Here is a 13,336-nt window from a genome sequence, read left to right on the forward strand (position 1 = left end):
CGGGAGCGTGCCGCTTCAGCCGCCCAGGCGGGTTAGCCCGACCGGGATGACCGGGAGCGGCGGCTGGTAGACGTCGACGAAGCGGCGGTGCACCCAGAGGTAGCGGCCCTGCGCGTCGGTGACCCGGCGCAGGTCGGCGTAGCCGATGTCCTCGTCGGCCAGCAGGGCGTGCAGTTCGCGGAGCAGCCCGCCCTCGGCGAGTTCGGCGGGGCCCTCCCAGTCGACGAGCCGGCCGTCGGCGTCGAGTTCCTCGGGGAGCGCCTGCCCGGCCTCCGCGGCGGCGCCCAGGGACTCCTTGGCGAGGGCGAGTTGCTTCTTGACGGAGTCCCACTCCTGGTCGTCCAGCTGGTACTCGAGGGCGGCCAGGCTGACCGGCAGCAGGGTCTTGACCAGGGCGGCGGTGGCCCGCAGCAGCGGGGCGGCGCGCACCCACCACTCCCGCGGGACCTCGATCTCGTACACCCCGGCGTCGGGGCGGCCGGTCTCCAGCCGGTGGACCGGGAGGCGGCTGTGCTCGCAGTAGAGGGTGAGCCGCAGGCGGCGGGTGGTGAGGCCGGGGTGGCGCAGCGTGCGGTCGAGCTCCTCCAGGCTGAACAGCCGCGGGCCGTTGACCGCCTCGTCCGCCAAGGCGTGCAGGGTGGCGGAGAGCTGGGCGTCGACCCGGCTGAAGCGCATCCGCAGGTCGTCGTCGAGGCCGTCGAGGCGGCCGAGCAGGCGGGTGGTGCCGGCGCTCTGGGCGGCGATGACCCGGTCGATGTGGCTCTCCAGCACGTCGTCCACGGCGGAGCGGACCAGTTCGCCGAGGCCGACGGCGGGGCCGCGGCGGTCCAGTCCGTGCAGCAGCGCGGTGATCTCCAGGTCCTCGTCGCAGCTGGGCTCGGAGCAGGGGAAGTCGACGCGTCCGCGGTCGAGTTGGCGGTAGAGCTTGTCCAGGTCGAAGCGGCCGCGGCCGGCCGGCTGCAGGCGGCAGAGCGCGGTGCAGGAGAGCTGCACCCGGGTCTCCAGCCCCTTCCAGAAGCCGTCCACGTAGTCCCGGACCTCGCGCACCAGGTGGTCCAGGAAGGCCTGCGGGTTGAGCCCGCGGACCCGGACCACCAGGCCCTCCTGGGCGAGGGTGATCAGCGCGCGGGCGCCGTACCGCTCGGCCAGCACCATCCCGCCGGACCAGTGCACCGCCTCGGTGACGTTCTCCCGGCCGAGCGAGTGCCGGTGGAACAGCACGATCAGCCGGTGCATCAGCCCGTCCGGCCACACCTGGCGGCGGCTCTCGCGATCGAACACCCCGATGATCTGGGCGAGTTCGGGATCTCCCGGCCGGTACGAGCCCCAGGCGGCGGTGAGGTCGGGCCGGTGCGCCTGGACCAGCTGGGCGACCAGGCTGAGCGGCTCCCCGCCGGTCAACTCCGGCACCCGGTAGCTCAGTTCGAAGCGTTCCATGAGCCGCAGGAACATCTGCTGCAGCTGGTGCGGGTAGCGTTGCTCCGGGTCGCGGGCCGGGTCGGCCCAGATCCGGGCCAGCCTCCGGTGGCGCAGCAGTCCGGCGCTCTGCACGGTCTCCGGGTCGTCCAGCACGAAGCCGACCGCGACGCTCAGCCAGTCCGCCTTGAGGATCACCAGCTCGTTCAGGCCCGGGTCGTCCGCGTAGTGGATCCAGTGCCCCAGCGCGTGCCCGTTGCGGACCAGCGACTCGGCACTGCGCTCGGACAACCCGCGCGCGGCGGCCGCGCTCAGGTAGTCCTCGTAGCGCAGGTACGGCTCCGGACCGGCCCCGAGGTCCTGCCGCAGCAGGCTCCAACTGCGCGGGTACCAGCGCTGCACGTGCGCCAGCCCGGCCGCGGTCCGGGCGATGGCGTCCCTCAGCCCGGCCAGCGCGGCGTCCGGGACCCGGCTGTCGACGTGGTGGAACCCCGCGATCATCTCGCCGTACCGCTCGCGCAGCGCCGCCTCGTCGATGTGCGCGTACCGGGCACCCGGGCCGCCGTGGGTGGCCACCACGTGGATCCGGGCCGAGCTGCCGGCCCGGTGCCGGATCATCCGGATCCACTCGTCCACCTGCCCGAGCTCCGGCCCCTCCCGGGGCTTCCACACCACCAGGTACACCGCCGGCTCGGTGAAGAACAGCTGGTGGGTGGGCCGGTAGATCTGCTGCCCGCCGAAGTCCCACCCGTTCAAGGTGATCACCGCCCCGCCGGGAGCGGTCACCTCCACCGGCTTGATCTCGATCCCGTGCGTGGTGTTCCGCCCCTCGACGAACGCCTCCCCCCGCAACGCCCCCAGCAGGCTCGACTTCCCGACCGCCCCCTCCCCCACCAGCACCAGCTTGGCCTCCCGGATCAGCTCGCCCTCGTCGGCGACCAGGCGCAGGAAGGTGCCCAGGCCATCGGGGCCGTCCTCGTCGGCGGCGAGCACTTCGGGCGGCAGCGGGTTGCCGGTGACGGACAGGAGCTGGAGGGCCAGGTCGCCGAGGCCGCGCGGCAGGATGGTGAGCCGGTTGAACTGCAGGTAGAGCGTGCCCAGGTTGCCGAGCCGGCCGATGCCGTCCGGGAGCCGGGTCAGCCGGTTTCCGCGCAGGTCGAGGATGGACAGGCTCCGCAGTTCGCAGATCGAGTCGGGCAGCTCGACCAGCCGGTTGCCGTCCAGGTCGATGGACCTGATGCTGGACAACCTGCCGATGGAGTCCGGGAGTTCGGTGATCTCGTTGGCCATGAGGTGGAGCGAGGTGAGCTGTTCGAGCGCACCGATCTCGGCCGGGAGCCCGGTCAGGCCACAGCGGTTGAGCTCGAGCCGTTCGAGCCGGGTGAGCTCGCCGATCCACTCCGGCAGGCTGCCCAGCTGCTCGTTGCTGGCCAGATCGAGGCTGGTCAGGTTGGACAACTCCCGGACGCAGGAGGGGAATTCTTCGAACTGGTTGTTGGGCGCGCTGAGCAGCTGCAGGGCCGTCAACCGGCCGATCCAGTCCGGCAGTGCCGGCAGGTCCAGGTCGCCCACCGCCAGGTAGCGCAGGGACCGGAGCTCGGCAAGGTGCTCGGGAAGTCCGGCCAGCTGCCCGCAGGCGGCCAGCGTCAGCTCGGTCAGCGAGGTCAACTCGCCGATCCAGTGCGGCATTTCCTCCAGATCGGACATTCCCAGGTCGAGTGTTTCGAGCGCGTCGAGTCGGCGCACGCAGTCCGGGAGCCGCCGGATTTTCGCGCCGATCAGCGAGAGCTTCCGCAGGTGCCTGAAATCGCCGATGAAATCCGGGAATTCCTCCAGGTCGACGAAGTCGAGCGCGAGCTCCCGCAATTCGGACAGCCGGGCCAGCCCGACGGGCAGCCGGGTCACCGGACTCTCCGTCAGGTCCAACACTTGCAGATTCGCCAACTCGCCGATGAATTCCGGAAGTTCATCGATGTCCGCGTAGCTGAGGTCGAGCCCCTCCAGCCAGGTCAGCTCGGCCAGCCACGCGGGCAGCTTGTCGACCACCAGCTCCAGCTCGCGCAGTTCGGTGAGCTGTCGCATCGCCGGCCCGAGGGAGTCGACCTCCTGCTCCGGCACGCCCTCCAGCTCCAGCACGAGGCTTCGGCTGCGGTCCGCGAGGGCCTCCGCGATCGCCTGTCGGGCGTCGTCCAGTTCTTCGGAATCCACCCAGCGAGCGTAACGAGACGCCGCCGCCCCGGTCAGCCGTTCGGCCAACCGCGGCGGCGGTCAGTCCTCCGCGCCCAGCATCAGCCGGAAATCCCCTACCGCTTCCGCCAGTTGGCCCGCGTATCCGCCCTGGGCGAGGCGCAGCACGAAGGTCACCGCGGCGTCCGGGTGGGGGTCGGTGTAGGGCTGGTGGTTGTAGTCGAGGACGAGCAGCATCGACTCGAAGGCGGTGCGCTTGTTCCGGTCGGTCATCGGGTGGTTGCGGGCGATCGACTCGCCGAGCGCGACCGCCTTGGTCCACACGTCCGGGTACGCGTCGGCGCCGAACGCACTGGCCCGCGGGCGGCCCAGTGCGGAGAGCAGCAGCGCCCGGTCACGGACCACTGCCGCCTCGCCGACCAGGTAGTCGACGTCGCCCTCGTCCAGGTACGCGGTACGGCGGTCGCTCACAGCTCGGCCAGCCTCTCCAGCGTCTCGGCGTTCGCAGCCCGGATCCGCGCGACCAGCGCGGCCCGGAGCTCCGCCTTCGCCTCCGGCGAGAGCTCCTGCTCCGCCCGCTGCTCCGGCTGCTGGTCCTGCTGCTCCTGCTGCTCCATACCGGGCCTCCTCCCTGGTCGCCGGCCGCCGACGCTAACGGGGCCGGAAGGGAGCCGTCGAACGGATTTCCGGCTGGTGTCGCCGGGCAGCGCCCTGCCCGCACCGGGGCGACCGGTACGGGCAGGGCGGCCGCGGTTCAGCCGCTGATGCTGGCGGCGCCCGTCTCCAGGTGGCCGACGAAGCGGCGGGTCCAGGCGGCGTCGGAGTCCACGGTGATCGTGAAGTCGTACCAACCGGACGCGATCGCCTCGGCGTTGAAGAAGTCCTCGACCGCCGCGCCCGCGGCGACCTGGTACGTCCAGGTGCCGGAGCGGTAGTTGTTCGAGGTGACGGTGAACTTCACCGACGCCGCCGAGGTGTTGACCATGCGGAACCAGATCGCCGCCTTGCCGGTGTCCGGCGCCGCGGCGTAGCGCGCGGTGGCCTCCACGCTGCGGCCCGCGGTGGTGGTGTTGCCGGTGAAGCGGCGCAGGAAGCGGTTCGGGCCGGTCATGGTGAGGTCGTACTTGCCGTCGCCGAAGCCGGTGCCGACGTTGAAGAAGTCGGTGGCGCTGCCGCCTGCGCCGACCGTGTACTGCCACGGTCCGCCGGTGCGGTAGGCGTTGGCGTAGACCGCGAAGTGCGCGGCGCGGGAGGCCGGTTGGCCCTGGTTGGCCATCGACAGCCAGACCAGCGTCTTGCCGCCGTCCTGGAACTCGATCCGGTCGACGTTGCCGTTCGGCTGGTACGGCAGCGCGCGGGCCGGCCTGGTGCCTGGCTCCTGGGCGGGCAGCGCGTTGGTCGTCGGACCGGGGTTCGGGGTGACGTTGCAGCCGGCCTGGTGGACGGTGGCGCTGACGTCGGGGAGCGCGGGCAGCCCGTACACGGGGTGGGCGAAGTCGAAGGCACTGGTCAGGTCGCCGCAGACCTGGCGGCGCCACGCGGAGATGTTGGGGCAGGCCGCGGGCTTGCCGATGGCGGAGGTCCAGGTCTCCAGGAAGCGGATCACCGAGGTGTGGTCGAACACCTCGGAGTCGACCCAGCCACCGCGGGTCCACGGCGAGACGATGATCATCGGCACCCGGAAGCCGAGGCCGATCGCGGCGCCCTCGGTGAACTCGTCCGCCGTCCCGTCGGCCGGCACCGGCGGCGGGACGTGGTCGAAGAAGCCGTCGTTCTCGTCGTAGTTGAGGAACAGGACGGTCGAGTCGAAGACCTCCGGGCTGGCGGCCAGCGCGTTGATCACCTGGTTGACGAAGTGCGCGCCGTCGTTCGGCGGGGCGTCCGGGTGCTCGGAGTGCGCCTGGTCGGCGACCACCCAGGAGACCTGCGGCAGCGTCCCGGCCAGCGCGTCCGCCCTGATCGCCGCGGCGATGTCGTCCGGGGTCGAGCCGCTGGCCTTCGGCACCGAGCCCATGCCGCGCTGCGCCAGCGGGCTGGAACTCGCCGCGTCGGTGAACTGCTTGAAGTAGGCGAGCCCGTTGTCCCCGAAGTTGTCCGAGGCGTTCTGGTACACCTTCCAGCTGACCCCGGCGTTCTGCAGCGCCTCCGCGTACGTCTGCCAGGTCAGCCCCGACTCGGAGCCGCCGTCGTACGCCGGCCCGCCCGCGGTGCCGTTCGGGTCGATGCTGCCGGACCACAGGTAGGTGCGGTTGGGGCCGGTCGCGCTCAGGATCGAGCAGTGGTAGGCGTCGCAGATGGTGTAGGCGTCGGCGAGCGCGTAGTGGAACGGGATGTCGGCGCGCGCCATGTAGCCCATGGTGCGGTTGGAGCCCTTGGCCGAGATCCAGTTGTCCATCTTCCCGGCGTTCCAGGCGGAGTGCTGGGTCGACCAGCCGTGGTCCAGCGAGCCGTCGCACTGGGCGATGCTCTCCGCGCTGGTCCCCCACCACCAGGTGTTGTTGGCGCTCAGCTGCCACGGGTACTGCCGCCCGCTGCCGTTCACCTGGTTGAAGACGCTGTTGCCCCCGGCCGTCAGGATCGCACTGCGGTCGGCGAAACCGCGTACGCCCTTCAGCGTCCCGAAGTAGTGGTCGAAACTGCGGTTCTCCTGCATCAGCACCACCACGTGCTTCACGTCCGTGATGGTCCCGGTGGTGGCGGCTTCGGCCCGGCCGAGCGTCCCGGGCAGGCTCTCCAACCCGAGCACCGCACCGAGCGCGGCCGCGGACCCGAGAAAGGTCCTCCGATTGACAGGTGTCATCCCTGGTCTCCCTCCAGCGACGGATGAGTCGACCAGAGACTCTCCTACCGTCGGGTAACTGCCTAGCCCGCGCGCAGTGGCAGATGTCTGAACAACTCGGAACACCCAGGGGCCGTCGCACGGCCTCCGGCCCGCTTCGGCCACTTCGCAGGCAACCGACCCTTGCCACTTCGGCACCCAGCCGCCCACAACGACCGGGGGGCCGACGATCGACGGTCCACCCCCTCCGTTACTCTGCTGCTCCGCTCCCTGCGCGTGGCCTCATCGCGCACACCGCGAGCGAGGCAACATCTCTGGGGGGATTCCACGTGCGCACCAACCGCGCCTCCGTCCTGTCCGTCGCCTGCATCACGGGCATCCTCGGACTGGCCGTTCCGGCGTCCGCCTCCGCGGCCGACGCCACGATCTACGTCAACCCGGTCGCCGCCCGGTGTTCCGACAGCGGCACGGGCACTCAGGCCCTGCCGTTCTGCACCCTCACCGCGGCCGCCGACAGCGCCCAGCCCGACCAGACGGTCCAGGTGGCCCCGGGCGCGCCCCTGAACGAGGCCGTCCGGATCACCAAGTCCGGCCTGCCGGGGCACCCGATCACCATCAAGGGGTCGGACGACTTCCCCAGCCAGCCCGAGATCGACGCCGTCGGCGGCCAGCCGGCGCTCACGCTGTCCGGCGTCCACGACGTGGTGATCGACGGCCTCTACGCCTCCGGCTCCGCGACCAGCGGCCCGATCGTGGTCAAGGACTCCAGCCGCGTGCTCCTCGACCACCTCGACGTCGGCGAGGCCCCCCAGTCGTCGGCCGGGGCGGGCGTCCTGATCACCGGTCAGGGCGACCACGTCACCCTGAGCCGCTCGTACCTGGAAGCCACGCACGGCATCGTGGTCGACCCCCTGGTCGGGAACACCACCATCGCCGGCAACGACCTGCCCGGCTCGCTGGCCGGCGCGATCCACGTCGCGGCCCCCGGGGCCGTGGTCACCAACAACACCGTCTCGGCCGGCACCGGGCCCGGCATCTCCCTCCTCGGCGCCGCCACCGACGCCACGGTCGAGAACAACATCGTGGTGGACGCGACGAGTGCTCCGTCCTCGACGGGTAGTCCTGACGCGCAGATCGCCGTCTCCGCGGGGTCCGTCACCCGGACCAAGGTCGACTACAACATCGTCCACGCGCCCGCCGGTCACCCCGACTACAACTGGGCCGGAACCGCCCTCGCCGGCGTGGCCGACTTCCGGGCGACGAGCCAGCAGGGTGCCCACGACGTCGACTCCGCCATCGTCTTCGACCGGACGGTGCTCTTCGGCGACCGGCTGACCGACGCCGACACCGCGGCCCTCAAGTCCGCCGACCCGAACGCCCCCGGGGTGCCGGCCACCGACCTGCTCGGCTACGGCCCGACCGACGACCCGAAGGTCCCCACGCCGGCCGACGGAAACCTGCTCGACCGCGGCGCGTACCAGCTCCAGGGCCTGAAGCGGGCCGAGTTGAGCGCGACGGGCCGCTACCGGACGCCGCAGGGCCCGGCACCGTTCACGGCGACCTTCAGCGCCACCGTGACCAACGACTGGCCCACCAAGCTCACGTACACCTACGACTTCGGCGACGGCACCACCCAGACCGGCGACCAGCCGACCACCACCCACGTCTACGGCACGCCGGGCAAGTACCACCCGACGGTCACCGTCACCGACGGCGTCGGCGGCAAGGTGACCAGCGAGCCCTACCAGGACGTGACCGTCGCCCCCGCCGACGCGACGCTGCAGCCCTCGTTCACGGTGAAGCCGTGGAGCTCCCCGATGAGGTACAACCTCGACGCGTCGGCCTCCTCCGGCCCGTACAAGATCACCACGTACGTCATCGACTGGAACGACGGATCCACGCCCACCACCGACTCGTCCGGCGTGTTCCTCCAGCACACCTTCCCCCAGCCCGGCACCTACGCCGTCACGCTGACCGTCACCGACGAGTCCGGTGCCAAGGCGACCACCGTCCAGCAGGTCACCACCGCCTACGACCCCGCCGGTTACGTCGCGCTCACGCCCACCCGCATCCTCGACACCCGCTGGTCCGCCTCCGGGCCCGCCCCCCTCGGCCCCGGCGCGACGACCGTCGTCCAGGCGGCCGGGGGCAGCGGCCCGAACGCCGTACCCATCGGCGCGACCGCCGTGGTCGTCAACCTGACGGCGACGCAGGGCACCGACGACAGCTTCCTGACCGCCTTCCCCACCGGCACCAAGGTGCCGACCGCCTCGAACGTCAACTTCAAGCCGGGCCAGGACGTCTCCAACGTCGTCACGATCCCGATGACGGCCGACGGCACCATCAGCCTCTACAACCACGTCGGCACCGTCCACGTGGTCGCCGACGTGCTCGGCTACTACAAGCCCGCCGCCGGTTCGAACTACACCCCCGCGACGCCGACCCGACTGCTCGACACCCGCACCACCAACTCCCCGTTGGGCCAGTTCGGTGTCCGCAGCCTCCAGGTCGCGGGAGCCTCCGCCATCCCGGCCAACGCCACCGCCGTCGCACTGAACGTCACGGCCACTGAGGGCACCGCCGACAGCTTCCTCACCGTCTACCCCACCGGTGCCCAGCTCCCGAACGCCTCGAACGTCAACTTCAAGGCCGGGACCGACACCGGGAACCAGGTCATCGTCCCCGTGGGCCAGGGCGGCAGCATCGACATCTACAACCACATCGGCAGCGTGCACGCGGTGGTCGACGTCTTCGGTTACTACAGCCCCGACAGCAAGGGCAAGTTCATCCCCGTCTCCCCCCAGCGCCTGATGGACACCCGCCAGCCGGGCCGACACGCCCTCACCCCGAACTCGAGCATCTCGGTCGGCGGCGTCCCGGCCAACGCCACCGCCGCCGTCCTCAACGTCACCGCCGTCGACGGCACCGCCGACAGCTTCCTCACCGTCCACGCCACCACCACCCCGCGCCCGGCCACCAGCAACCTCAACTTCGGCCCCGGCCGCACCATCCCCAACCAGGTCATCACCCCGGTCTCCAACGGCTCCTTCGACGTCTACAACCACGTCGGCACGACCAACGTCATCACCGACCTCTTCGGCTACTTCACCGCCGGCTAGACCCCCCACCTGATCGGCCCCACCGGAACTTCGGTGGGGCCGGGCCACCCATAACGGCCATCCGCGCCAGCCTGGCGGGCGGACACAACGAAACAGCCCCTGATCAGCGTTTCCGCAGATCAGGGGCTGTTCACTATCCGGTGGCTGGTGCAGGGTTCGAACCTGCGTAGCTTGCGCGACAGATTTACAGTCTGCTCCCTTTGGCCGCTCGGGCAACCAGCCAGGGATGGTGTCTCGCAGGGGGCTTCCCTGTTCGACGTCGTAAACGATACCTGATGTTGGGGGGTGGTCTGCCACTCGGTTAAGTCACGCAATGATCAAGGACGGCGCGCTGCGGTTGCGGGCGGGGGTGCGGGGCGCTGGATAGGCTGGGGCGTCGCCCGTCCGGGACGGGTGGCGAGACCGTCAAGCCTGTAGCTCAAGGAGACCAACACCCATGGCCGACTCCAGTTTCGACATCGTCTCGAAGGTCGAGTGGCAGGAGGTCGACAACGCGATCAACCAGACCTCCCGCGAGATCGCCACGCGCTTCGACTTCAAGAACGTGGGCGCCGAGATCAAGCGGTCCGGCGAGAAGATCGAGATGAAGGCCAACGGCGAGGAGCGGGTCCGGGCGATCCTGGACGTGCTGCAGACCAAGTTCGTGAAGCGCGGGCTGTCGCTGAAGGCGCTGGACGCGGCGGAGCCGCAGCTGTCCGGCAAGGAGTACAAGATCTTCGCGGACGTGAAGGAAGGCATCACCACCGACGACGCCAAGAAGGTGGCGAAGATCATCCGCGACGAGGGCCCCAAGGGCGTCAAGGCCCAGGTGCAGGGCGACGAGCTGCGGGTCAGCTCGAAGTCGCGTGATGACCTGCAGGCCGTGCAGGCCCTGCTCAAGGGCAAGGACCTGGACTTCGCGCTGCAGTTCGTCAACTACCGCTGACACGCGGGACCGGCCGGGCCGACCCCCGTGCGGTGGGGGCGGCCCGGCCGGTCCGGTTCGTGAACAGGTCGGGTCAGTGGACGGTGAGGACGGCCGGCGGGCTGGGGAGGCTCGTCGGGGTCGGGAGGCCTGTCGGGGTCGGCAGGCTGGGCGGGGACGGGAGGCCGCCGAGTAGCCCCTGGATCGTGCTGGTGAGCTGCTCGACCAGTTTCTGGATCGCGCCGGTGTCGGGCGCGCCGCTCGTCGGGAGCAGGCCTCCCAGCAGTCCGGTCAGCGATTTCAGCAGGTTGCCGAGGGTGCCGAGCAGGTCCAGCGAGGGCGGTGCGGGCACGGACGGCGTCGAGGGCGGGGAGACCGGCAGGGTGTCGGTCGGCAGACCCCCCGTGGCCGGCAGCGAACCGGTCTGGGTGGACCCGGTCGGCGGGGCGGGGACCGTGATCGGCAGCCCGGGCAGCCCCGGCAGCCCGATGGGCAGCTGTGGCGGCGCGATCGGCCGGGTGACGGCGGGACGGTTGCGGAACACGTCGGCGGTGTCGGCAGCGGACGCGGGGATGGCGGTCGCCAGGGTGACCGTGGTGAGGCTCAGGACTGCGGTCAGCGCGGCGGCCGGCCAGTGGGCACGCATGGGTAAAGCCGTTCCTTTCAGCGGAGTTCAGGCATTTCGCCTGCACCACACGTTGGGCCACCCGTACGGGGGCGGCCACCGCGCGTACGCCGAATGGTGCGGAGCCAGGGAGCCGCGGCCGACGGACCGTCACCTCCGGATCCGACGGGGGATCAGCCACCACTGAGGGCGGCACCGGAACCGCGTCAGGCGGCCCGCGGCCGGTAGCGGTGGAGGCCGACCACGCGGCACGGGTCCTGGTCGGCCCGGACCGGGACGCCGAGGTGGCGGAGCACCTGGTCGAGCGGCCGTCCCGCGGCGGGCGCGGGGTCGCCGGTGGCGACGTCGATCGGGCCGAGGACGACGCGGCCGTCGTACCAGGCGGCGGCGCGCTGGCCGCCCGGGGTGCCGGAGTGTTCGGCGTCGGTCTCCACGTACGCGATCGGGGCGGACTTGGACCAGGCGGCGATCCGCAGGCCGAATCCGTCCGGGAACCGCTTGAAGCCGAAGTCGGCGCTGCGGGACGGTTGTTGGAGTGCATCGAAAAGCTCGTCGGTCATCGGGATGAGCGCAAGGTCGTGGGACAGGCGGGTCATCCGCGCGGCCGGGACCTCGGCGGCCACCACGGCGAGCAGTTCGGCGGTGGCCAGCAGTGCGTTCAGTTCGTATGACACCTCCCCATTCTCCGCCGGAATTGCGATCCGGTCAGGAAAACAATCGAACTGACAATCCATCCGATTGGCGGGGCCAGACCGCACTTGGGCGCTCATGGAGGCGAACTGGCAGAGTGGGGCGGGTGACCAGCACTCCCGCGCCCCGTCCGCGGCCCACCGCCGAGCAGCTCGCCGCCGCCCAGGACGCCACCATCCCGGACGTCTCCGGACCCGGCCTGCGGGTGCTGTTCTGCGGCATCAACCCCGGCCTGTGGTCGGGCGCGACCGGACACCACTTCGCCCGGCCGGGCAACCGGTTCTGGCCCGCGCTGCACCGCTCCGGCTTCACCCCGCGCCAACTCCGGCCCGAGGAGCAGGACGAACTGCTCGCCCATGGCCTCGGCATCACCAACGTGGTGGCCCGGACCACCGCCAAGGCCGCCGAACTCACGCCCGAGGAGTACCGGGTGGGCGGCGCGGCCCTGGTCGACCGGGTGCTGCGGCTGCGCCCGCGCGCCCTCGCGGTGCTGGGCATCGGGGCGTACCGGGCGGCGTTCGGTCGGCCGCGGGCCTCGGTCGGGCGGCAGGCGGAGCCGATCGGCGACACCGAGGTGTGGCTGCTGCCCAACCCGAGCGGCCTGAACGCGCACTACACGCTGGACGGCATCGCGGCCGAGTTCCGGGTGCTGCGGGAGCACGTGGAGTCCACGGAGGGCTGAACGCGAGGCGACTGACGGTCAGGCCAACTCGGCTTCGAAGAGGGCGCGTTCACGCCGGACGTAGGCGGCGTCGGCGAGGTACATCAGGTGGTGGCCGTCGGCGAGGTGGGAGGCGAAGGCGGCGTTGCCGGCGGCGGCCTCGGCGTGCATGAAGTCGACCAGGGCGTGCAGGCGGTCCGCGACGGCGTCCACCAGGGCGGCCCGGTCGGCCGGGTCCAGACCGTACGCGTCGCAGAACTCCCGTACCCGGCGGGCCTGTTCGACGGGCGTGCCGAAGCCGTCGGCGTTGCCGGGGGCCGTGGTGGGGGCCCAGCGGTAGACCGCGTAGGCGACGTCCCACAGCCGGGGGCCGGGGTGGGCGGTGTCGAAGTCGATGACGCCGACCACGCGTTCGCCGTCCAGGACGCAGTTGTGCGGGGCGAAGTCACCGTGGCAGACCACCTCGACGGGCTCGCGGGCGGGGAGCATCCAGCCGTCGGCGGTGTAGCCGAGGGTGGCGTCGTGGTACGCCCGCAGGAGGCGGGCGGCGGTCAGCAGCGCGGTGCGGGAGGCGGCGGCGGGCGTCGGCGGGTAGTTGGAGACCTCGCCGGGCAGGAAGTCGAGGATCTCGCGACCGTCCTCGGTCAGGCCGTGGAAGGCGGGGGCGGCGGTGAAGCCGCGAGCTCGGAGGTGGGTCAGGAGACCGTGCACGGCGGGCGACCTGGGGCCGGTGGGGCGGAGGACGGTGGCGCCGATGCGGACCACCTGGTTGACGCCGCCACGGAGGGTTTCCTGGTCGGGCACGGGGCTCCTTCGGGTCGACTCCTGCTGCGCGGGGAGTGTAGGCACAGCGGAGTCCGCCCGGGGAGGGGATTTCGGTCCTCGGGCGGACTGCGGGAGCGAACGAGGGAAGGGCGCCGGGGGGGTGAGAAGAGCGTCCCCCGCCGGGGAACGG

10 protein-coding genes and 1 tRNA gene are annotated in these 13,336 nt (G+C 71.4%); 3 read left to right on the plus strand and 8 right to left on the minus strand.

Going from position 1 to position 13,336, the window contains the following annotated elements; all coding sequences use genetic code 11:
- Positions 1-15: 15 nt before the first annotated feature.
- From ACWD4U_RS01430 to ACWD4U_RS01445, 4 genes are all read right to left on the minus strand, one after another.
- Positions 16-3,624: a leucine-rich repeat domain-containing protein gene (locus tag ACWD4U_RS01430; RefSeq protein ID WP_363451153.1), complete on the minus strand. Its 3,609-nt coding sequence runs from the start codon at positions 3,622-3,624 to the stop codon at positions 16-18.
- Between the two features lie 60 nt (positions 3,625-3,684).
- Positions 3,685-4,074 carry a type II toxin-antitoxin system death-on-curing family toxin gene (locus ACWD4U_RS01435; RefSeq protein ID WP_363451155.1) on the minus strand — a complete coding sequence of 130 codons (390 nt, stop codon included), beginning with the start codon at positions 4,072-4,074 and terminating at the stop codon, positions 3,685-3,687.
- Positions 4,071-4,220 (minus strand): hypothetical protein, encoded by a 150-nt coding sequence (locus ACWD4U_RS01440; protein WP_363451157.1) that lies wholly within the window; start codon positions 4,218-4,220, stop codon positions 4,071-4,073. Before ACWD4U_RS01440 ends, ACWD4U_RS01435 begins: the two co-directional genes overlap by 4 nt.
- 137 nt (positions 4,221-4,357) lie before the next feature.
- Entirely contained in the window at positions 4,358-6,403 is a 2,046-nt protein-coding gene (locus ACWD4U_RS01445; RefSeq protein WP_363451159.1) for a phosphocholine-specific phospholipase C, read from the minus strand.
- 308 nt (positions 6,404-6,711) lie between these two features.
- Here ACWD4U_RS01445 and ACWD4U_RS01450 point away from each other — a divergent pair, with 308 nt between their 5' ends.
- Positions 6,712-9,501 carry a PKD domain-containing protein gene (locus ACWD4U_RS01450; protein WP_363451161.1) on the plus strand — a complete coding sequence of 930 codons (2,790 nt, stop codon included), beginning with the start codon at positions 6,712-6,714 and terminating at the stop codon, positions 9,499-9,501.
- Positions 9,502-9,642: 141 nt separating this feature from the next.
- Here the strand turns inward: ACWD4U_RS01450 and ACWD4U_RS01455 are convergent.
- A tRNA-Tyr gene (locus tag ACWD4U_RS01455) sits at positions 9,643-9,723 on the minus strand.
- Positions 9,724-9,937: 214 nt separating this feature from the next.
- On the opposite strand from ACWD4U_RS01455, the gene ACWD4U_RS01460 reads away from it, so the two are divergent.
- A complete protein-coding gene (locus ACWD4U_RS01460; RefSeq protein WP_363451163.1) occupies positions 9,938-10,426 on the plus strand; it encodes a YajQ family cyclic di-GMP-binding protein in 489 nt (162 codons plus the stop codon).
- Between the two features lie 73 nt (positions 10,427-10,499).
- Here ACWD4U_RS01460 and ACWD4U_RS01465 read toward each other — a convergent pair whose 3' ends face one another.
- Together ACWD4U_RS01465 and ACWD4U_RS01470 are read right to left on the minus strand one after the other, a co-directional pair.
- Complete coding sequence (locus ACWD4U_RS01465) at positions 10,500-11,051, minus strand: hypothetical protein (protein ID WP_363451165.1); 552 nt, start codon at positions 11,049-11,051, stop codon at positions 10,500-10,502.
- A gap of 185 nt (positions 11,052-11,236) precedes the next feature.
- On the minus strand, positions 11,237-11,704 hold the full coding sequence (locus ACWD4U_RS01470; protein WP_363451167.1) for a hypothetical protein: 468 nt from the start codon (positions 11,702-11,704) through the stop codon (positions 11,237-11,239).
- Between the two features lie 122 nt (positions 11,705-11,826).
- Here ACWD4U_RS01470 and mug point away from each other — a divergent pair, with 122 nt between their 5' ends.
- Positions 11,827-12,402, plus strand: coding sequence for a G/U mismatch-specific DNA glycosylase (mug, locus tag ACWD4U_RS01475; RefSeq protein WP_363451169.1), 576 nt, complete (start codon positions 11,827-11,829; stop codon positions 12,400-12,402).
- Between the two features lie 18 nt (positions 12,403-12,420).
- Here the strand turns inward: mug and ACWD4U_RS01480 are convergent, their stop codons facing one another.
- Positions 12,421-13,185, minus strand: a complete 765-nt coding sequence (locus tag ACWD4U_RS01480) for a phosphotransferase enzyme family protein (RefSeq protein ID WP_363451171.1) — start codon at positions 13,183-13,185, stop codon at positions 12,421-12,423.
- Between the last annotated feature and the right edge of the window lie 151 nt (positions 13,186-13,336).

It is taken from the genome of Kitasatospora sp. NPDC002522 (assembly GCF_053595195.1).

Coding starts and splice junctions, on each gene's coding strand:
- ACWD4U_RS01440 (WP_363451157.1), bottom strand. CDS start 4,220: ATGGAGCAGCAGGAGCAGCAGGACCAGCAGCCGGAGCAGCGGGCGGAG.
- ACWD4U_RS01445 (WP_363451159.1), bottom strand. CDS start 6,403: ATGACACCTGTCAATCGGAGGACCTTTCTCGGGTCCGCGGCCGCGCTC.
- ACWD4U_RS01460 (WP_363451163.1), top strand. CDS start 9,938: ATGGCCGACTCCAGTTTCGACATCGTCTCGAAGGTCGAGTGGCAGGAG.
- ACWD4U_RS01465 (WP_363451165.1), bottom strand. CDS start 11,051: ATGCGTGCCCACTGGCCGGCCGCCGCGCTGACCGCAGTCCTGAGCCTC.